At 66.7% G+C, this 19436-nt stretch carries 15 protein-coding genes; 5 read left to right on the top strand and 10 right to left on the bottom strand.

Going from position 1 to position 19436, the window contains the following annotated elements; all coding sequences use genetic code 11:
- Positions 1-77 precede the first annotated feature (77 nt).
- From U1763_RS16745 to U1763_RS16735, 3 genes are all read right to left on the bottom strand, one after another.
- The gene (locus tag U1763_RS16745) at positions 78-1718 is read right to left on the bottom strand and encodes a S10 family peptidase (RefSeq protein WP_332756080.1); all 1641 of its coding nucleotides are present in this window, start codon (positions 1716-1718) and stop codon (positions 78-80) included.
- 62 nt (positions 1719-1780) lie between these two features.
- Positions 1781-2779 (bottom strand): ligase-associated DNA damage response exonuclease, encoded by a 999-nt coding sequence (locus tag U1763_RS16740; RefSeq protein ID WP_132735330.1) that lies wholly within the window; start codon positions 2777-2779, stop codon positions 1781-1783.
- Between the two features lie 89 nt (positions 2780-2868).
- Positions 2869-3474 carry a hypothetical protein gene (locus U1763_RS16735; protein WP_332756079.1) on the bottom strand — a complete coding sequence of 202 codons (606 nt, stop codon included), beginning with the start codon at positions 3472-3474 and terminating at the stop codon, positions 2869-2871.
- A 92-nt stretch (positions 3475-3566) separates the two neighbouring features.
- On the opposite strand from U1763_RS16735, the gene U1763_RS16730 reads away from it, so the two are divergent.
- The 3 genes from U1763_RS16730 (at position 3567) to U1763_RS16720 (ending at position 8654) form a co-directional block, all read left to right on the top strand.
- On the top strand, positions 3567-5990 hold the full coding sequence (locus tag U1763_RS16730) for a ligase-associated DNA damage response DEXH box helicase (protein ID WP_332756078.1): 2424 nt from the start codon (positions 3567-3569) through the stop codon (positions 5988-5990).
- Between the two features lie 382 nt (positions 5991-6372).
- Positions 6373-7182: an aspartyl protease family protein gene (locus U1763_RS16725; protein ID WP_277984551.1), complete on the top strand. Its 810-nt coding sequence runs from the start codon at positions 6373-6375 to the stop codon at positions 7180-7182.
- Between the two features lie 74 nt (positions 7183-7256).
- Positions 7257-8654 carry a M20/M25/M40 family metallo-hydrolase gene (locus U1763_RS16720; protein WP_332756077.1) on the top strand — a complete coding sequence of 466 codons (1398 nt, stop codon included), beginning with the start codon at positions 7257-7259 and terminating at the stop codon, positions 8652-8654.
- Between the two features lie 407 nt (positions 8655-9061).
- Here U1763_RS16720 and U1763_RS16715 read toward each other — a convergent pair whose 3' ends face one another.
- Positions 9062-11035, bottom strand: coding sequence for a potassium transporter Kup (locus U1763_RS16715; protein WP_332756076.1), 1974 nt, complete (start codon positions 11033-11035; stop codon positions 9062-9064).
- Positions 11036-11160: 125 nt separating this feature from the next.
- Between U1763_RS16715 and pdeM the strand changes: the two genes are divergently transcribed.
- Positions 11161-11823: a ligase-associated DNA damage response endonuclease PdeM gene (pdeM, locus tag U1763_RS16710; protein WP_332756075.1), complete on the top strand. Its 663-nt coding sequence runs from the start codon at positions 11161-11163 to the stop codon at positions 11821-11823.
- Between the two features lie 160 nt (positions 11824-11983).
- Here pdeM and msrA read toward each other — a convergent pair whose 3' ends face one another.
- From msrA to pabB, 4 genes are all read right to left on the bottom strand, one after another.
- Positions 11984-12643 carry a peptide-methionine (S)-S-oxide reductase MsrA gene (gene msrA / locus U1763_RS16705; protein WP_332756074.1) on the bottom strand — a complete coding sequence of 220 codons (660 nt, stop codon included), beginning with the start codon at positions 12641-12643 and terminating at the stop codon, positions 11984-11986.
- Between the two features lie 49 nt (positions 12644-12692).
- Positions 12693-12842, bottom strand: coding sequence for a hypothetical protein (locus tag U1763_RS16700; protein ID WP_165895481.1), 150 nt, complete (start codon positions 12840-12842; stop codon positions 12693-12695).
- Between the two features lie 347 nt (positions 12843-13189).
- Positions 13190-14389 carry a pyridoxal phosphate-dependent aminotransferase gene (locus U1763_RS16695; RefSeq protein ID WP_332756073.1) on the bottom strand — a complete coding sequence of 400 codons (1200 nt, stop codon included), beginning with the start codon at positions 14387-14389 and terminating at the stop codon, positions 13190-13192.
- 50 nt (positions 14390-14439) lie between these two features.
- Positions 14440-16200 carry an aminodeoxychorismate synthase component I gene (gene pabB / locus U1763_RS16690; RefSeq protein WP_332756253.1) on the bottom strand — a complete coding sequence of 587 codons (1761 nt, stop codon included), beginning with the start codon at positions 16198-16200 and terminating at the stop codon, positions 14440-14442.
- A gap of 80 nt (positions 16201-16280) precedes the next feature.
- On the opposite strand from pabB, the gene U1763_RS16685 reads away from it, so the two are divergent.
- Positions 16281-16958 carry an MBL fold metallo-hydrolase gene (locus U1763_RS16685; RefSeq protein WP_332756072.1) on the top strand — a complete coding sequence of 226 codons (678 nt, stop codon included), beginning with the start codon at positions 16281-16283 and terminating at the stop codon, positions 16956-16958.
- 257 nt (positions 16959-17215) lie between these two features.
- On the opposite strand, the gene U1763_RS16680 is transcribed toward U1763_RS16685, so the two are convergent.
- A complete protein-coding gene (locus U1763_RS16680) occupies positions 17216-18841 on the bottom strand; it encodes a M28 family metallopeptidase (protein ID WP_332756071.1) in 1626 nt (541 codons plus the stop codon).
- Positions 18838-19281, bottom strand: coding sequence for an MAPEG family protein (locus U1763_RS16675; RefSeq protein WP_332756070.1), 444 nt, complete (start codon positions 19279-19281; stop codon positions 18838-18840). Before U1763_RS16675 ends, U1763_RS16680 begins: the two co-directional genes overlap by 4 nt.
- Between the last annotated feature and the right edge of the window lie 155 nt (positions 19282-19436).

Below are 19436 nucleotides of genomic sequence, written 5' to 3'. Positions count from 1 at the left end.
CTCCCGTCCCCGCGGTGAAAGACTGTACACTGCCGTCCCTACGAATCCTCCCCCGCCAGGGGGAGGATCGCACCGGCTCAGTTCGGAACCTGCCCCGAGTCCCCCGCCCCCGAAACGCTCGCCCCACCCGGCGGCGTAGCGCTCCGCGCCTCGCCGACCGCCTGATCGTACCAGCGCGCCAAGTCCGCCTTCATCTGGTGCAGCGCCTCGGGATTGAGATACGTCATGTGCCCCGCGGGATAATAGCGAAACGCCAAATTCCGCTGCCGTGACGGGTCGAGCATCATATGCCCCAGATCGTTCTCCGTCCCGAAGAACGGCGTCGCCATGTCGTAATAGCCGTTCATCGACAGCACGTTCAGATACGGATTCTCGCGCATCGCCGCGGCCAGATCGACCGCGGTATTCGGGTTGTTCTGCGACTGGCCACCGCGACCCGGCGCATCGTGCTTCCAGTTCCACGTCCAGCCGGGCGCATCGCGCGCGCTGAGGCGGTACGGCATCTCGGTCTTGTAGCCGAGCGTGTGCGTCACGTAATCGTTGAACGTGGCGATGAACGCGCCGGCGATCGCGGTGTCCGACGCGTCGGTCTCTGGCCGTTCGCCCGCCGCATCGCTGTCGACGCCGGTATAGCGCGAATCGAACCGCCCGAGCGTCAGCCGCTGGTCGCGCAACAACTCCTTCTGGAAGCGGGCGAGATCGATGCGGAGATTGGCGCGCTTGATGAAGTCGGGCGAGATCCCGATCAGCTGGCTCATCCGGGTGGCGACCGTATCGCGCTCTGCGTCCGAGATCGTCTGCCCCTTCGACAGCGCCGCCGCGTACGGCCCGGTCGCGAACGCCCGCGCCTCGGCGACCGTCGTCGCGACGTCGGCGGGGCGGTTCTGCAGGCGGTTGTGGTACCAGGCGCTCGCCGCATAGCTCGGCAGGTAGTTGAGGTAGATCTCGTCGAGCCCCGGCTGGCGGTAGCCATAGTTCATGATCGACGACAGCAGCACGACGCCGTTCAGCGCCATCCCGCGGTCCTGCAACTGGTAGGCGAGCGCGCCCGAGCGCGTGGTGCCATAGCTCTCGCCGAACAGGAACTTCGGACTGTTCCAGCGGCCATATTTGGTGGCGTAGCGCAATATACCCTTGGCGAACGCGTCGGCATCCTCGTCGACGCCGTAGAAGGCGGACGGTTTCGTGTCGCCGAGCGGTCGCGAATAGCCGGTGCCGACCGCATCGATGAACACCATGTCGGTCTTGTCGAGCAGCGTGTCGGGATTGGGCCCGAAATCGTACGGCGCGGGCTTGATGTATTCGGGGTTGGCGGTGCGCAACCGGACCGGCGCGAACGAGCCCATGTGCAGCCAGAAACTGGGCGACCCCGGCCCGCCATTGTAGAAGAACGTCACCGGGCGCTTGGTCCCGGGTTTCACGCCGTCGAGCGTGTAGCCGGTGTAGAACAAGCTCGCGGTCGGCTTGCCCTCGGTATCGCGCAGCGTCAGCGTGCCGACGGTCGCGGTATAGCCGAGCGACTTGCCGCCGACCGTGACGCGCCCCTTCGACTTGACCTCCTGCTCGGCGACCGGCGCGTTGGCGTAGTCCGCCTCCGCCTCGGCCTTCATCCGATCGGCGTTGCTCTCGGACTTGTCCTTCTTCGGCGCGTCCTGCGCGATGGCAGTGGTTGAGAGCGCTAGCAGCAACAGAGCGGCGAACTTGGTCGAACGGGCCACGGATCATCCTTGCGACAGGGGCAATGCCCTATCCTGCCGCAGCCTCCGCAAAGCGCAAGGCCTCAGTCGTCCTCGTCCTCGAACCCGACCAGCGCCAGCGCGCGGGCCTTGATCTGGCGGGTCATGCACCAGTGGACCAGCGCATCCTCGCGCCCGTGCGTGACCCACACCTCCTGCGGGGCGATCTCGGTCAGTGTCGTGGTGAGTTCGTCCCAATCGGCATGATCGCTGAGGATCAGCGGCAGTTCGACGTTCTTCTGGCGCGCCCGCCCGCGCACGCGCATCCAGCCGCTCGCCATCGCGGTGATCGGATCGGGCAGCCGCCGCGACCAGCGATCGTTGAGCGCGCCGGGCGGGCACATCACGACATGCCCCGCCATGTCCGCCTTCTTCGCGTCTGCCACGGGCAGGAGTTCGCCAAGCCGCACGCCGTGCTCGGCGTACAGGTCGCACAGCTTTTGCAGCGCGCCGTGGATGTAGATCGGGGCGGTATGCCCACGCTCACGCAGTTCGGCGATCACGCGCTGCGCCTTGCCGAGCGCATAGGCGCCAACGACGACGCAGCGATCGGGGTTGGCGTGGAGCGCGGCGATCAGCTTGTCGATCTCGTCGCCCGTGTCGGGGTGGCGGAACACGGGGAGGCCGAACGTCGCCTCGGTGATGAAGACGTCGCATTTGACGGGTTCGAACGGCGTGCAGGTCGGGTCCGGGCGGCGCTTATAGTCGCCCGAGACGACGATCCGCTCGCCGCGATAATCGAGCACGATCTGCGCGGAGCCAAGGACGTGGCCGGCGGGAACGAAGCCGATATCGACCTCTCCCATCCGGATCGTCTCGCCATACGCGACCGGGTTGCCGGCCTGCGGACCGTAGCGCGCGTCCATGATCGCCAGCGTTTCCGGCGTGGCCCAGACCGCCTCATGACCGCCACGCGCGTGATCGGCGTGACCGTGCGTGACAAGCGCCTTCGCGGTCGGGATCGAGGGGTCGATCCACGCGTCGATCGGCTTGACGAGGATGCCGTGCGGATGCGGTTCGAGCCAGTCGCCAAGTTTTGCCATGATCAGGTAACGCGTGACGCGGCGGTGCGGTGCCGTCGGCAGCGTATGCACGGCCTTACGTCATCGCCCCCCGCCAAAGGGAGGATCGGTCAGCGCCGTCCGCCGACCTTGATCGTCGCGAGGATCGCATCCATCCGGGCCGCCGCAACCGCCTGGGTCGGCGCATTCCGACCCGCGGGCGCCGCCGCCTTCACCGCATAGGTGACGCGGTCGATCGCGTAGCAGGCGCCGTTGATGACGCTGCGGAAGTTGGTCGCGTTGACCTGCTGGCTCATGCCCGCATCGCCGTTCGTATAGACCGTCCAGCGGTGGCCGCCGAGCATCCGGTTCGGCAAGCGCTTCGCATGGCCCGAGACCATCCCCGCCGTGCCGCAGGTCGCCACCACGGCCGCGCTCCGGCTGAAGCCGACCTGGATCATCTCGGTCACCTGGCCCTGACCATCGGTCGGCTTGGCGACCTCCCAGAAGCGGACGATGCCGACGCCGCGCCCGACCGGGGCGCCATCCCACATCTGTCGCCAGCCGCTGTTCATCAGCGCGCGACCCGCGAAATTGCGCGTCGGCGTCAGGCTGGAGGCATAGGATAAGCGGACAATGCCGCCCCCGCCGACGAACGACTTGTTGGCGGCAGTGGCATTGGCGAACGGCAGGAGTGCGAGCAACGGCAGGGGCAGGAGATAACGAAGAAGCGACACCGATCGTCTTTCACAACAGAGCTTTAGCCAAAGTGGCGGTCGTTCCGCACGCGGTCCATAGCGGTGCGGCGCGACGCCCCCATATGGCGATGATGCGTGAACAGGCCGTGAGCGACCTCCCCCTTCCCTTGGAAAACTGGTTTGCCACACGCGGTTGGCGGCCGCGGCGGCATCAGCTCGAGATGCTCGCCGAGGGCCGCGCGGGGCATCATGCCCTGCTGGTCGCGGCGACCGGCGCGGGGAAGACGCTCGCCGGGTTCCTGCCGACGCTTGCCGAACTGATCGAGGCGCCGACCTCTGGGCTCCACACGCTCTACGTCTCGCCGCTCAAGGCGCTGGCGGTCGACGTGCAGCGCAATTTGCTCACGCCGATCGACGAGATGGGCGTCGATATCCGCGTCGAGACGCGCACCGGCGATACCCCCTCGGATCGGAAAGCGCGGCAGCGGATCAAGCCGCCGCAGATCCTGCTCACCACGCCCGAATCGCTGTCGCTGCTGCTCAGCTATCCCGACAGCATCACGATGTTCGAGAACCTCCGCACGATCGTCGTCGACGAAGTCCACGCCTTCGCGACCGGCAAACGGGGCGACCTGTTGTCGCTGTGCATGGCGCGGTTGCAGACGATCTCGCCGGGAATGCGCCGCGTCGCGCTGTCGGCGACGGTAGCGGATGCGGACGGCTATCGTGCGTGGCTCGCGCCCGATGGCGATATCGACCAGGTCGCGATGGTCCGCGGCGAGCCCGGCGCAGATCCCAACATCGCGATCCTGCTGCCTGAAGGCCGCGTGCCGTGGTCGGGACATTCGGGTCGCTATGCCGCCGCGCAGGTGATGGCGGAGATCGAGGCGCACGAGACCTCGATCGTGTTCTGCAACACGCGCAGCCTCGCCGAGCTGATCTTCCAGGATCTGTGGAAGGTGAACTCGGGGAACCTCCCGATCGGCGTCCACCATGGCAGCCTGGCCAAGGAGGCGCGGCGGAAAGTCGAGAACGCGATGGCCGAGGGTAAACTGCGCGCGCTGGTCGCGACGTCTAGCCTCGATCTGGGCGTCGACTGGGGCAATGTCGATTGCGTGATCCAGATGGGCGCGCCGAAGGGATCGTCGCGGCTGTTGCAGCGGATCGGTCGCGCCAACCACCGGCTCGACGAATCGTCGCAGGCAATCGTCGTGCCGGGCAACCGCTTCGAATATCTGGAGGCGCGCGCGGCGCTCGACGCGGTCGAGGCAGGCGAACTCGATGCGGACATTTTTCGGGTCGGTGCGCTCGACGTGCTGGCGCAGCACGTGATGGCGTGCGCGTGCGCGGCGCCGTTCCATGAAGCTGCGTTGCTTGAGGAGATCCGCTCCGCGCTGCCGTACTCCGCGCTGCCAACCGAGACGTTCGAGCGCGTGCTGCACTTCATCAGCGACGGCGGGTATTCGCTGAAGGCGTATGACCGGTTCAAGCGCCTGACCAAGGACGCGGACGGGACGTGGCGCGTCAGCCATCCGAAATTCATCGGCCAGCACCGGCTGAACGCAGGCATCATCGTCGAAGCGACGATGCTCAACGTGCGGTTCGGCAATGGCCGCGTGCTCGGCCGCGTCGAGGAGGCGTTCGCGGCGCAGTTGAGCCACGGCGACACGTTCTTCTTCGCCGGCCTCAGCCTCGAGGTGATTAAGATCGACCTTGAGGATCTGGTGGTGCGCGCGACATCGAAGCCAGCGCGGATCCCGACATATGGCGGCAGCCGGATGCCGCTGTCGACCAACCTCGCCGACCGCGTCCGCGGGTTCCTTGCGCATCCCGGCGACTGGGCGCGGTTCCCCGACGACGTGCGCGAATGGCTGGAGATGCAGGCGTATCGCTCGGTCATGCCCGAGCCCGGCCAGCTGCTCGTTGAGACGTTCCCGCGCGAGGGGCGGCATTACATGGTCGCCTACAGCTTCGAGGGGTGGAACGCACACCAGTCGCTCGGCATGCTGATCACGCGGCGGATGGAGACGCAGGGGCTGAAACCGCTTGGGTTCGTCGCCAATGACTATGCGCTGGCGGTGTACGGGTTGGAGAAGATCACCGATCCTGCGGCGTTGTTCTCGGCGGATATTCTCGAACACGAGTTCGTCGAATGGGTGCAGCAATCGCATCTGCTCAAGCGTGCGTTTCGCGAGGTGGCGGTGATCGGCGGGCTGGTCGAGCGCCAGCATCCGGGCAAGCGCAAGACCGGCAAGCAGGTGACGTTCTCGACCGACCTGATCTACGACGTGCTGCGCAAGTACGAGCCGACGCATTTGCTGCTGGAGGCGGCGTGGGCGGACGCGCGCGCGCGGATGACCGATGTCGGGCGTTTGGCGTCGCTGCTCGATCGCGCCGCGGCGACGATGGTGCATGTCGATCTGGAGCGCGTGACGCCGCTCGCGGTGCCGGTGCTGACGCTGATCGGGCGGGAGAAGGTGGCGACGAACAGTTCTGACGATGCGTTGCTGATCGAGGCGGAGGCGATGATCGCGGATGCGATGCGGCCGGATTGAGGGCGAACGCCGCCGCGTCCTGCCACCACGGAACCCCCAAAATCTGCCACCCCGGCGAAGGCCGGGGCCCAGTTGGGGAACGTTGCTAACGAAGGGCGGCGTGCCGTTATTGCCACCTTTCCAACTGGGCCCCGGCCTCCGCCGGGGTTGTGCCGTTTGCAGCGTCGTCCGTCCCTAACAACGACCGTTGCGTATACGCAAAATCAGGCGCAGCATTTGCAGCATGCACAGGTGGCTAGCCCCTCTACTGCTAGCCATCGCCGCCCAGGCCAGCGCCCAGGACGCAGCGCTCCCGCGCACAAATGCTGCACCCCCACCAAGTGCAGCATCCGCAGCAGAGCCCGACCCCGCCACGCTCCTGTTTGGCGACGACGAAACCCGCATGACGGTGCCCGTAACGATCGCCGGCGCCGGCCCCTTCCCCTTCATCGTCGATACCGGCGCACAGCGCACCGTCATCGCCCGCGAACTCGCCGCCACGCTCGGCCTTGCCCCAGGCCGGACCGTCCGTGTCACCGGCATGACCGGTTCGGACAGCATCGGCACGGTCATCATCCCCTCGCTCAAGGTCAGCGTGATCGGCAGCGCCGCGATCGAGGCCCCTGCGATCAGCGCGATCAACCTCGGCGCGCGCGGGTTGCTCGGGATCGACACGTTGCAGGATCATGCGGTGGGGATCGACTTCGACACGAAGACGATGACCGTCACCCCCTCGCGCAAACGTCAAACTCGCGAACGCGCCGCCCCCGACGAGATCGTCATCCGGGCGCGGAGCCTGTTCGGGCAGCTCGTCGTCACCGACGCCTATTGCAACGGCATCCGTATTCGCGTGATTCTCGACACCGGCACCTCGGTCAGCATGGCCAATGCCGCGCTCCGCCGGAAGGTGACGCGCAAGGGACTAGGCAGCGCGGGGGCGTCGCAGCCCGTGTCGCTGACCGGCGTCACCGGCGAAACCGTGGTCGCGGACTACACCACGATCGACCGTGTCTCGATCGGCAGCCTGACCCTCGGCGACCTGCCCGTCGCGTTCACCGCCATCGATGCGCCGCCGTTCCGCCAGTTCGGCTTGTCGGAGCGCCCGGCGATGCTGCTCGGGATGGACGTGCTGCAACTGTTCCGCCGCGTCGACATCGACTTTGCCAACCGCGAGGTGCGGCTCACTTTGCCGCGCGGAACACGCCGACGGTGAGCGCCGCGGTGTCGAGGTTGCGTCGGCGCCTGTTCGCTGCAACTCTCTGTGCCGGAACGAACAAGGGGACGACGATGCGCGCGACTGGCTGGCTACTCACGGCGGCGATTTTGACCACGCCTGTTACTGCACAGGCGCAATCGCGGCCCGACCAGAAGGCGTTTCTCGGGCTCTACAAGGAGCTGGTCGAGACCAACACGACCATATCCTCCGGCAGTTGCACGCAGGCCGCGGTCCAGATCGGCGCGCGGCTGAAGACGGCGGGCTATTCGGACGCCGACGTCACCTATTTCTCGGTGCCGGAGCACCCGAAGGATGGCGGGCTGGTCGCGGTGCTGAAGGGATCGGACGCGTCGATCAAGCCGATGCTGCTGCTCGCGCATCTCGACGTGGTCGAGGCCAAGCGCGAGGATTGGGTGCGCGATCCGTTCAAGCTGATCGAGGAAGGCGGCTATTATTACGCGCGCGGCACCGTCGACGACAAGGCGCAGGCGGCGATCTGGTCCGACGCGATGATCCGCTTCAAGACGAGCGGCTACAAGCCGAAGCGGACGATCAAGCTGGCGCTGACCTGCGGCGAGGAGACGACGTTCGCGTGGAACGGCGCGCAGTATCTGGCGAAATCGAAGCCCGACCTGATCGCGGCCGAGTTCGCGCTGAACGAGGGCGGCGGTGGGCGGCTCGACGATAACGGCAAGCGCCAGTTGCTCGCGATCCAGGTCGGCGAGAAGGCGGCGCAGAACTACACGTTCCTCGCCACCAACCCGGGCGGGCACAGCTCGCAGCCGATTCCCGAGAACGCGATCTATGAGCTCGCCGACGCGGTGAAGGCAGTGCAGGGGCACGAGTTTCCCGTAAAGTTCACCGACACGACCAAGGCGTTCTTTGCGGCCAGCGCGAAGGCGATGCCGGGCGAGATGGGCAACGCGATCACGCGGTTGCTCGCCAATCCGGAGGACAAGGCGGCGGATGCGATCGTCAGCCGCGACAAGGCGATGCATTCGACGCTGCGGACGACGTGCGTGGCGACGTTGCTGAACGCGGGTCATGCGGAGAACGCGTTGCCGCAGCGCGCGACGGCGAACATCAACTGCCGGATCTTTCCGGGGGAGACGGTGGAGGGCACGCTCGCCAAGCTGAAGGAACTGGCGGGGGCGAAGGTGACGGTGACCGCGAACCAGCCGGTCCGCCCGACCGCGATCCCGCCGACGCTCGATCCGAAGATCATGGGGCCGGTGACCAAGGTCGCGGCGAAGCACTTCCCCGGTATCCCGATCCTGCCGATGATGTCGACCGGGGCGACCGATGGGATCTTCTTCGAGACGATCGGGATTCCGGTCTACGGCGCACCCGGCGTCTTCATCGACAAGGACATGGGCGGCATCCACGGCCTCAACGAACGAATTCGTGTGAATTCCCTGTACGACGGCCGAGACTACCTCTTCGACCTGGTGAAGGCGTTTGCTGGGTGAACGTCCTTTCCCTCTCCCTTCGGGGAGAGGGAGGGAGGAGCCTTTAGGCGACGGAAGGGAGAGGGGCGTGAGGCTCGGGACGGCGCATCCAACGCCCCTCTCCCTTCCCACGGCAAGCGCCGCGGGCCCCTTCCCTCTCCCCCGAGGGGCGAGGGAGTTTAGACGTCCGGGTTATATGTTCGATCTGGTGAAGGCGTTCGCTGGGTAACGAGGCCTTCCCTCGCCCCTACGGGGAGAGGGAGGGAGGAGCCTTAGGCGACGGAAGGGAGAGGGGCTTGGGGCTCGAGACTGTACGTCCCAACGCCCCTCTCCCTTCCCACGGCAAGTGCCGCGGGCCCCTTCCCTCTCCCCGGAGGGGCGAGGGAGCACGCGTTTTCCGACTGGAACCGGTCCGCTCCGCGCTCGACTTACACTGTGACCTGTTCGCCTAGTTCTAGCACCTTGCCGGGGGGGATCTTCAGGAAGTCGGTGGGGTCGCTGGCGTTCCTTTGCAGGAACAGGAAGATCCGGTCCTGCCAGGGCGGCATGCCCTTTTCCGCATCGGGCTTCAGCGTGTTGCGGCCGATGAAGAACGAGGTGCGCATCGGGTCGAGCCCGAGCTGTTCGGTCTTGTTGCCGACGCCGAGATCGCGGGGCACGTCAGGGGATTCCATGAACCCGTAGGTCAGCACGACGATCGAGAAATTGTCGTCGACGCGTTCTACCTTCGCCCGCTGAAACTCGTCGACGAACGGCCGGTCGGCGGTGCGGATGCTGACGATCAGGTTGCGCTCGTGGAGCACCTTGTTGTGCTTCAGATTATGCAGCAGCGCGCCCGGTGTCGCGTGCGGGTTGCCGGTCAGGAACACCGCCGTCCCCGACACGCGCTCGGGCGGACGCTTCTCCAGCGCCGAGGCGAGATCGCTGAGCGGGATGCTCTGGCGCTTTTCGAACGCGCTGACGATCTTCTTGCCGCGCACCCAGGTGAAGATGATCAGCCCGATCGCCGCGGCGATGACCAGCGGTACCCAGCCACCCTCGATCACGCGCAGGATGTTCGCGCCGAAGAAGATCAGGTCGAGCGTCAAGAACGGCAGGATCGCCGCCAGCGCGAGCGGGCGCGACCAGTTCCAGCGGTGACGGACGACGATGTACGCGAGCAAGGTCGTGACGACCATCGTGCCGGTCACCGCAATGCCGTACGCGGCCGCCATCGCCGACGACGTCTTGAACTGGATCACCAGCACCAGCACGCCGATCAGCAACAGCCAGTTGATCGCGGGGAGGTAGATCTGGCCGGCGAACACGGCGGAGGTCTGGCGGATGCGCAGGCGCGGGAGCAGGCCGAGCTGGATCGCCTGCTGCGTCAACGAGAACGCGCCGGTGATGACCGCCTGGCTGGCGATGACGGTCGCGAAGCCGGCGAGGATGATTAGCGCCGGACGCAGTGATTCGGGCGCCATCAGGAAGAACCAGTCCTGATTGACGAACGGCACGCCGCGCGCCGCCGCATCCTCGAGCCGCGACAAGGCGAATGCGCCCTGCCCGAGATAGTTGAGTGCGAGCGCCGGGAAGACGAGGAAGAACCAGCCGATGCGGATCGGCAGCTTGCCGAAATGACCCATGTCGGCAGTCAGCGCCTCGGCGCCGGTAACGGTAAGGAACACCGCGCCGAGCACGAACAGTCCGGTAACGCCGTGCGTGGCGAGGAACGAGATGCCGTAGGTCGGCAGGAACACGCGGACGATCGAGGGCTCGTCGGCGATATGCCAGATGCCGAGCGCACCGATCGCGACGAACCAGAGGATGCAGACCGGGCCGAACAGCTTCGATACCTGCGCCGTGCCGCGCGACTGGATCAGGAACAGCCCGATCAGGATGGCGATCGTCAGCGCGCGGACGACGCCTTCGTTGAAGATGTGCGCGGCGCTGGGGATCGTCCGCAGGCCTTCCATGGCGGACAGCACCGACAGCGCCGGGGTGATGATCGCATCGCCGTAGAACAGCGACGCGCCCGCCGCGCCGAGCACGATCGCGATCCGCGACCGCATGCCGAGCGCGCGACGGGCGAGCGCGGCCAGCGCTAGTACGCCGCCCTCGCCCTGGTTGTCGGCGCGCATAAGGAAGATGACGTATTTGACGGTGACGACGAGGAACAGCGACCAGAGCGCAAGGCTCAGCACGCCGAGAATCTCGGCCGGATCGATGCCGCCCGCGGACGTCTGGCCGAGCGCCTCGCGGAACGCATAGAGCGGGCTGGTGCCGATATCGCCGAACACCACGCCGATCGCGCCGACGGTCAGCGCGGCGAGCGCGGGGTGCGGATGCAGATGCGCCGCCGACAGATCGCCAGGCGTTTCCGGTACAGCGGCAGTTTGGGGTGTTCCGGCTACGGACGTCATGGCGCGAAGAGCGCTCCTCCTGAGGGGACGGCGCGCTTTACGCCGATTGCGGGCATGCGCAAGCCCCACCCGGTTCGCGACGATGGTGGCTTGATTCGGTGCGGCGGGGGCGGCATGGCGGGCGGATGGTTCCCTTTTCGTTCGGCGGGCATGCGCTTCTGGCGTTGGCGCAAGGCGCGCTGTTCTGGCCGGAGCGGCGCGCGCTGCTGGTCGCCGACCTGCATTTCGAGAAGGCGAGCTGGTTCGCCAAGCGCGGCCAGATGCTGCCGCCGTATGATTCGATCGCGACGCTGGCGGATCTCACTGCGCTGGTCGCCGCAACGGGCGCGCGCGAGGTCTGGTGCCTCGGCGACAGCTTCCACGACAGCGACGGGTGCGAGCGGCTGCCGCAGCGCGCGCAGGACATGCTGCGGGCGATGACCGACGGAACGCGGTGGACGTGGATCACGGGCAATCACGATCCGGCGATCCTCGATCGGTGTGGCGGGGAGGTCGTGGACGAAGTGGTCGTCGATGGACTGGTGCTGCGGCATGAAGCGGACCGGGCGGAAACGCGGCCGGAACTGTCGGGGCATTTTCATCCGAAGCTTCGGCTAAGGGTACGGGGGAAATCGGTTGCGCGGCGGTGTTTCGTGGCGACGACGACTAAGCTGATCTTACCGGCGTTTGGATCGCTGACCGGAGGGCTGGACGTGGACCATCCGGAGATCGTTCGGGCTGTGGGCGTCGGCGCAGAGGCTATGGTGCCGGTGGCGGACCGGATGCTGCGGTTTCCGGTTGCTGCCTGAGGTTTGTCGCTGGTCAGGTAGACAAGTAAATAGCACCACCCCGGCGAAGGCCGGGGCCCAATTGCGGGCGGCGTATAACGAAGGTTCGTCCGTCGTTACTGCAACCTTTCCAATTGGGCCCCGGCCTTCGCCGGGGTGTAAGTGAGGTAAAGGTGCAGCCTCAGCTAGAAATAGTCGGGAACGCCGCGCGAAACGCCGCTACCTTCGGCTTGTCCCACATCACGACATACGGATGCGTCGGGTTCCGGTCGTAGAAATTCTGGTGATACGCCTCGGCCGGATAGAACGCACCGGTCTCAAGCTTCGTCACGATCGGCCCAGAGAACGCATGCGTGGCACCGAGTTGCGCGATGTAAGCCCGCGCGACCTGCGCCTGCGCGGGCGACTGCGGGAAGATCGCGGAACGATAACTGGTGCCGCTGTCAGGGCCCTGGCGGTTCAACGTCGTCGGGTCATGCGCGATCGAGAAATACACGCGGAGCAACGTGCCGTAGCTGACCACGCGGGGGTCGTAGGCGATCTTGATCGCTTCCGCATGCTTGGTCGTCTCGGCGGAGACCTGGTCGTAGGTCGCGGTCGCCTTGGTGCCGCCGGCATAGCCGGTCGTGACGGCCTTCACGCCCTTCACATGCTCGAACACCGCCTCCATCGTCCAGAAGCAGCCGCCCGCGAGTACCGCGGTCTGGATGCCGGGCGCTGCGGGAAGGTCGGACTTGACGGCGGGGATGACGACGGCGCGGGCACCTTGCGCGGTGCCGGTGGCGATAAACGCACCGGCGATACCGACGGCGGCGAGCGTGGCGAGAAGCGGCTTTTTCATGGTTCGATACATGGGGTTGCCGATGTTCTTCGCTAGGCCATCGTCGCTGTTATCGCGCGGTGGCGGAGACGCTGTGCTCGAAATGGCTGGCGAAGGTCTGGCGGGCTTCGGCGGGCTGCAGTGCGAGCAAGCCGATGGCGCCGAGGACGAAACCGCCGCTGAACTGCCAGAAGAAACTCGACTTTACGATGCTGCGCATGATGCGATCCCAATGAAACCCGGTGATGGCGCCGACCGGATAGGTCAGCGTCAGTTACGAACCGGCATGTCGTAGAGATGCCGGCCAACCACAATGTCGTTTTTAGAAACTCTCGATTAACGCGCCGTGGCCGATGCGTTCATCGTGCAGCAGGCATCGCGCGGCAGGGTTGCCGGACGATGTCGCCGCGTGTCTCGAATGTGCTCGAACCTTGCGATCCTCCCCCGCAAGGGGGAGGTGTCGCCGAAGGTGACGGAAGGGGAGGACACGGAACCTACGTGGTCGCCTACCTCCCCCTCCGTCTGGCAAGGGCCAGCCACCTCCCCCTGGCGGGGGAGGATCAGATCTCATTTCAGCGCGGCGCAGGCCGTCTGGATGCGCGTGCAGGCCTCGCGGAGCAGCGCGTCGGACGTCGCATAGCTGATCCGGAACGCGGGGCTGAGGCCAAACGCGGCGCCCTGCACGACGGCCACCTTGGCGTCGTCGAGCAGATAGCCGACCATCGCCTCGTCGGTGTCGATCAGGCGGCCGTTCGGCGTCGTCTTGCCGATCAGCTCGGCGAACGACGGGTAGACGTAAAACGCACCCTCCGGCGTCGGGCAGTGCATGCCGTCGATCTCGTTGAGCATCGACACGACGAGGTCGCGGCGGCCCTGGAACGCGGTGTTGCGCTCGGCGAGGAACGACTGGTCGCCGTTCAAGGCAGCGACAGCGGCGGCCTGGGCGATCGAGCACGGGTTCGAGGTCGACTGCGACTGGAGCTTGGCCATCGCCTTGATCAGCCACGATGCGCCGGCGCCGTAGCCGATCCGCCAGCCGGTCATCGCATAGGCCTTCGAGCAGCCGTTGACGGTCAGCGTGCGCTCGAACAGCTCGGGGCAGGCCTCGGCAATCGTCGCGAACTTGAAGCCATCATAGACGATGTGCTCGTACATATCGTCGGCGAAAATCCAGACGTGCGGATGCCGCGCGAGCACCGCGCCGAGTGCCTTCAGCTCGTCGATCGTGTAGCCGGCCCCTGTCGGGTTCGACGGCGAATTGAGGATCACCCACTTGGTCTTCGGCGTGATCGCCGCATCAAGCGCGGCGGGATCGAGCTTGTAACCGACCTCGGGGCCCGCCTGGACGATCACCGGCACACCGCCCGCGAACTGCACGACGTCGGGATAGCTGACCCAGTACGGCGCGGGGATGACGACCTCGTCGCCCGGATCGATCGTCGCGACCATCGCGTTGAACAGGGTGTGCTTGCCGCCGACGTTCACGCTGATCTGGTCGGTGGTGTAGGTGAGGTTGTTGTCGCGCGCGAACTTGGCGACGATCGCCTGCTTGAGCTCGATCGTGCCGTCGACGTTGGTGTACTTGGTCTTGCCGTCGCGGATCGCCTGGATCGCGGCCTCTTTTACGAAGTCCGGCGTGTCGAAATCGGGTTCGCCCGCACCGAGGCCGATCACGTCGACGCCTGCGCGCTTCAGTTCGAGGACGCGGCTGGTGATCGCGAGCGTCGGCGAGGGGCTGATGCGGCCGAGCGCGGCGGATGCGTGCATGGTGTAACCTTTGCGGTTGTCCACGAGCGTCGCCGCGGATTTCGCGGGCGCTATACGCTCCGCTTGGCCGAATTCGCAACCGTAACGATAGCCGGAATCAGCCCGCGAACCGCATTTCCGATGAAGAAGCCGGCGGTCAGGTCGGCCCGGGTGATCGGCGCCTCGATCGCGCGGCCCGATTCGAGCAGATCGGCGCGGAGGATGCCCGGGAGCAGGCCATGCCGTAGCGGCGGCGTGACGAGGCCGTCGCCTCGTGGCACGAACAGCGACGTGAAACTGCCTTCGGTGAAGAAGCCGTCGGCATCCTCGAACACGACTTCGAACGTCCCCGCTTCCTTGCGAGCATCGTCGTAGAAGTCTCGCGCGGACGTCTTGTGACGCAGGCGGAAGTCGGCGGCGGCGACCGGCAAGGGCACGATCGCGACGGTGGCCTGCGCAGGGGACTGCGGCAGTGGCGCGGATTCGATCGCGATCGCGCCAGATGGACTCAGTAGCAGGCGGACGCGGCGGGGCCCGCGCAACCGGAAGGTTGCGGCTTGCAGTTCGTTGCGCGCGGTGTGGCGGTCGAAGGTGAAGCCGAGCGCCTCGGCACTGGCCTTCATCCGCGCGAGATGGGCTTCGAGGCGGGTCAGGCCTTCGTCAGGGTCGAACGCCATCGTCTCGATCAGGTCGAAGGGGCGCTGGCCGGCGGTGACGAACGCGCCCTTGGCATGGCATTCCGCCCATTCCGCGTCGGCGTTGCTGTCGGCGACGATGCCCGAGCCGAGACTCATCATCGCCTTGCCGTCTTGAATTGCCAACGTCCGGATCGCGACGTTGAAGATCGCGTCGCCGTTCGGATCGAGGCGGCCGATCGCGCCAGTGTAGATGCTGCGGACGCGCGCGTGCTCGACTTCGGCGATGACCTCCATCGCGCGCTGTTTGGGGGCGCCGGTGATCGATCCGCACGGGAACAATGCGGTCAGGACGTCGACCGCGTCGCAATCGGGTTTCAGGGTCGCGGTGACGGTCGAGGTCATCTGGTGGACGGTCGGATAGGTCTCGACGGTGAACAGGTCCGGGACCGCGACGTGGCGCGCGACCCGCGACAGGTCGTTGCGCATCAGGTCGACGATCATGAGGTTTTCGGCGCGCTGTTTCGGGTCCGCCGCGATCGCTTCGGCGAGCGCGCGGTCGGCGTCGGGCGTATCGCCTCGCGGTGCCGTTCCCTTCATCGGGCGACAGGTGAGCGTGTCGCCGTCGAGTGCGAAGAAAAGTTCGGGGGAGAGCGACAGGAAGCGCGTCTCGCCGGTGTCGATCAGCGCGCCGTACCCCGCCCCCGCCTGGCGCCGCAGCCGGGCATAGAGCGCGAGCGGGTTGCCGACGAACGGCACGCTGGCGGCAAAGGTGAGGTTCGCCTGGTAGATATCACCTGCGGCGATCAGGTCGAGAACGCGCGACAGGCTCGCGTCGTAGGTGTCGCGGTCGATCAGCGGTCGGGGTGTGCCGGTCCATGCGCCCGCGGGATCGGGGAGCAGTGCGGCGACGTCTTGCGCGGCGATCGTTTCATAGCCGGCGAACAGACCGAACCACAGCAGCGGTCCTTCGGTGCGGACGTCGACCGGCTTCGATGCGAGCGCGGCGCCGGCTTCGTAGGTGAGATACCCGGCGGCGTGGAGCCCTTCCCCGCGGGCGTCACGGAGCGCGTCGAGCGCGGGGCCAACCTCGGCGAGCGTATCGGCGCGGACGATCCGGACGGGATCGCGGTACAATCGTGCCGGAGCGCCCCCCTCGCGGGCGTCATCGAACAAAACGAAGGGCGCGGTCCACATCGCCGCGACTTTTGCACGGGGCACGGGGCAAACCGCAAGCGGCGATTGCTCCAACCGGTGCGCTATCCTATTTCAGCGGCATGACAAATCCTCCCCTCCGCGCTGCGCCCCCGCTCCGTGCTGCCATCGTGCCGGTCACGCCGATCCAGCAGAACTGCACGATCCTCTGGTGCACCGCGACGATGAAGGCGGCGGTGATCGATCCGGGCGGCGACCTGCCGCGGATCATGGCGGCGGTCGAACAGGCGGGCGTGACGGTCGAGAAGATCCTGCTGACGCATGGTCATATCGATCATGCGGGGGGCGCCAAGCGACTGTCGAACGATCTCGGCGTGCCGATCGAGGGACCGCACGAGGCGGACCGCTTCTGGTTGCAGCGGCTCGATCAGGATGGGCCGAAATACGGGATTTCGGGGGTCAATTTCGAGCCGGACCGGTGGCTGGTCGAGGGCGACACGGTGTCGGTCGGCGACCTTACGCTCGATGTGTACGAGACGCCGGGGCATACCGAGGGGCATGTGATTTTCCACCACGCGCCGTCGAAGTTCGCGCAGGTGGGGGATGTGCTGTTCCAGGGGTCGGTCGGGCGATCGGACATGCCTGGGGGCAATCATCAGACGCTGGTGAAGTCGATCGTCGAGAAGCTCTGGCCGCTGGGGAGCGATACGAGCTTTATTCCGGGGCATGGGCCGGCGAGCACGTTTGCGCATGAGCGGGCGACGAATATGTTCGTAAGCGATCGGGCGCTGGCGGCGTAACGTCCGCCCGCGGCCCTACCCGTTCCCCCGCGAAGGCGGGGGGCCAGGATACCAAGCGATAACGCCTGTAACCCTGGGCTCCCGCCTTCGCGGGAGAACGAGAAGAGGCAGAGACACCACGACTCAACGGCCCCACCCCGGCGAAGGCCGGGGCCCAGTTGGGGAACGGCACTGACTGAGGGCGGCGCTCCGTTACGGCAACCTTTCCAACTGGGCCCCGGCCTTCGCCGGGGTGGTTGCCCGCGTGAGGGTTAGTCTTACTCCCGCTCCCCCGCGCTTTCAGCCCGCACCGACTTGAACTCGGACCCATCGCGCCACTCCGGCCAAAGCCGCGTATTCGCCAACTTCGTCCCGATCGTCTGGAACAGCTCGACATCCTGCGCCGCGCCGCGCAGATCCCAGTCCGCGCCCCACGCGTCACACGTCTGGTGATAGCATTTCATATACCCGTCGAGCCAAGCCTGCCCCGCAGTCCGACCACCCGTGACCAGATCGGGGGCGCCGCTGATCGCCATCAGCAGCAACGTCGGCACACCGCGGCGCGCGACCGAGAAATGATCGGCGCGGTAGAACAGCCCGCGCTCGGGGAGCGCTTCGGGTGTCACGACGCGGCCTTGGGCCTTTGCAGCGTCACCGAGCATGTCCTCCAGTGAGTTCTGGCCGGCGCCGACCAGCATGACGTCCTTTGCGGGGCCTGCCGTCTGGAGGATGTCGAGCGTCAGATTGGCGACCGTCTTCGCTGCCGGATAGACCGGGTTCACCGCATAGGTTTCCGAGCCGAGCAGGCCGCGTTCCTCGCCGCTCCACAGTGCGAAGACGAGGCTGCGGTCGGTGCGGGGGGCCTTGGCGAAGTCGCGGGCGAGTTCGAGCACGCCGGCCACACCCAAGCCGTCGTCGTTTGCGCCGGGACGGATCGTGCGGCCCTGCGCGTCGGGGGCACCGATGCCGTAGGCGTCCCAGTGCGCCCCGAACATCACGACCTCGTCCGCGTGCTTCGTGCCGGGGAGCTTGGCGAGCACGTTCTGGCTTACGGCGGTGTCGTGCTTGACCGGCAGGTCGGTGGTGAACGCCTGCTTCAGCGCGACCGGGCGGAAGTCGCTCCGCCGCGCGGCTTTACGAAGTGCCGCGAGGTCGAGGCCGGAGGCTGCGAACAGACGAGTCGCCGCGCCACCTTCGAGCCAGCCCTGAAGCATCACCCGCGATTCGGGGTCCTTCCGGACGATGTCGTAATTCTCGCCCGCCGGCGCCGTCACCGTGCTCCAGCCATAGCCCGCCCCCGGTGTGTCGTGGACGATCAGCGCCGCCACCGCACCGCGCCGCGCCGCTTCCTCGTATTTGTACGTCCAGCGGCCGTAATAGGTCATCCGACGATCGCCGAACTTGCCCTTCGCATCATCGCTGGCGACCGCTTCGAAATCGGGATCGTTGACGAGGAAGACGGCGACCTTGCCCTTGAGGTCGAGCCCCTTGAAGTCATCCCAGCCGCGTTCCGGCGCGCTGACCCCGTAGCCGACGAACACCATCGGCGCGCCCGCGATCGCGACGCGGTCGACCCCGCGCACCGTGCTGAGATAGACGTCGCGGCCCTGCACCAGGGCGGTGTCGCCAGCGCGGACGGTGCCAGAGCCCATCCGCGTGTGAACGAGCGGCACGGGCTGCGTCCAGCTGCCGTTGGGGACACCGGGTTGCGCCTTCATCGCCTTGAACTGCGCGATCAGCCAGTCGATCGTCTTCGTCTCGCCGGGCGTGCCGGGCGCCCGCCCCTCGAACGCATCGGAGGCGAGCATCTTTACGTCGGCCGACAGGCGTTCGGGAGAAACTTGTGCAACCGCAGGCGACGCGGCGAGCAGCGTGGCGGCGGCAAGAAGATAGCGCGCGCTCATGCCTGCGACCCCGACGGCACGACCTGGAAGGTCTTGGCGGCCGGCACCGCGTTCGCTTGATACGCGATCGTCAGCGCCCAGCCGGCGAGCAACGCCATCAGCGCCCACGTCGCCAGTGCACCGCCTGCCCGCGGTACGCTCGACGTCGTCCGATCCATCCCGAACGCATGCGCTACACGCGCAATCACGAACACCGCGCCCGCGATCCACAGCCAGAGCGTCGATCCCCCCGCCAGTTCGATCAGCCCGATAAGAATCAGAATGAACGGCGCATATTCGGTGAAATTCGCATGCGCGCGCATCCGCCCCTGCAACCGCGCATCGCCATTGTCGCCGATCAGGACGTTGCCCTTCACGCGCATCGGCACGATTCGGAAGGCGAGCCAGAGATTGACGACGGCGGCAGCCGCGGCGATCGTCAGCGTTACGGGTAATATCACGGCGTTGCCCCTCGTTGGATGTCGGCCGGGGTCCTGCCACTGGTGACCAATGGTTGCAACGCGGGACGAAATCGCTATAGCGCCACGCTTCGCGAGCGTCAGGCCGCATGGGTTGCTTCAGGCGGCCGGCATTCATGTCGGTTGCCGAGTTCCGT

The sequence above is a fragment of the Sphingomonas sorbitolis genome (assembly GCF_036663875.1).
GTDB lineage: Bacteria > Pseudomonadota > Alphaproteobacteria > Sphingomonadales > Sphingomonadaceae > Sphingomonas.
This window is presented reverse-complemented; position numbering and strand designations above follow the sequence as displayed.

Coding starts and splice junctions, on each gene's coding strand:
- msrA (WP_332756074.1), bottom strand. CDS start 12,643: ATGAAAAAGCCGCTTCTCGCCACGCTCGCCGCCGTCGGTATCGCCGGT.
- U1763_RS16685 (WP_332756072.1), top strand. CDS start 16,281: ATGACAAATCCTCCCCTCCGCGCTGCGCCCCCGCTCCGTGCTGCCATC.
- U1763_RS16695 (WP_332756073.1), bottom strand. CDS start 14,389: ATGCACGCATCCGCCGCGCTCGGCCGCATCAGCCCCTCGCCGACGCTC.
- U1763_RS16680 (WP_332756071.1), bottom strand. CDS start 18,841: ATGAGCGCGCGCTATCTTCTTGCCGCCGCCACGCTGCTCGCCGCGTCG.
- U1763_RS16740 (WP_132735330.1), bottom strand. CDS start 2,779: ATGGCAAAACTTGGCGACTGGCTCGAACCGCATCCGCACGGCATCCTC.
- pdeM (WP_332756075.1), top strand. CDS start 11,161: ATGGTTCCCTTTTCGTTCGGCGGGCATGCGCTTCTGGCGTTGGCGCAA.
- U1763_RS16700 (WP_165895481.1), bottom strand. CDS start 12,842: ATGCGCAGCATCGTAAAGTCGAGTTTCTTCTGGCAGTTCAGCGGCGGT.
- U1763_RS16720 (WP_332756077.1), top strand. CDS start 7,257: ATGCGCGCGACTGGCTGGCTACTCACGGCGGCGATTTTGACCACGCCT.
- U1763_RS16715 (WP_332756076.1), bottom strand. CDS start 11,035: ATGACGTCCGTAGCCGGAACACCCCAAACTGCCGCTGTACCGGAAACG.
- pabB (WP_332756253.1), bottom strand. CDS start 16,200: ATGTGGACCGCGCCCTTCGTTTTGTTCGATGACGCCCGCGAGGGGGGC.
- U1763_RS16725 (WP_277984551.1), top strand. CDS start 6,373: ATGACGGTGCCCGTAACGATCGCCGGCGCCGGCCCCTTCCCCTTCATC.
- U1763_RS16730 (WP_332756078.1), top strand. CDS start 3,567: ATGCGTGAACAGGCCGTGAGCGACCTCCCCCTTCCCTTGGAAAACTGG.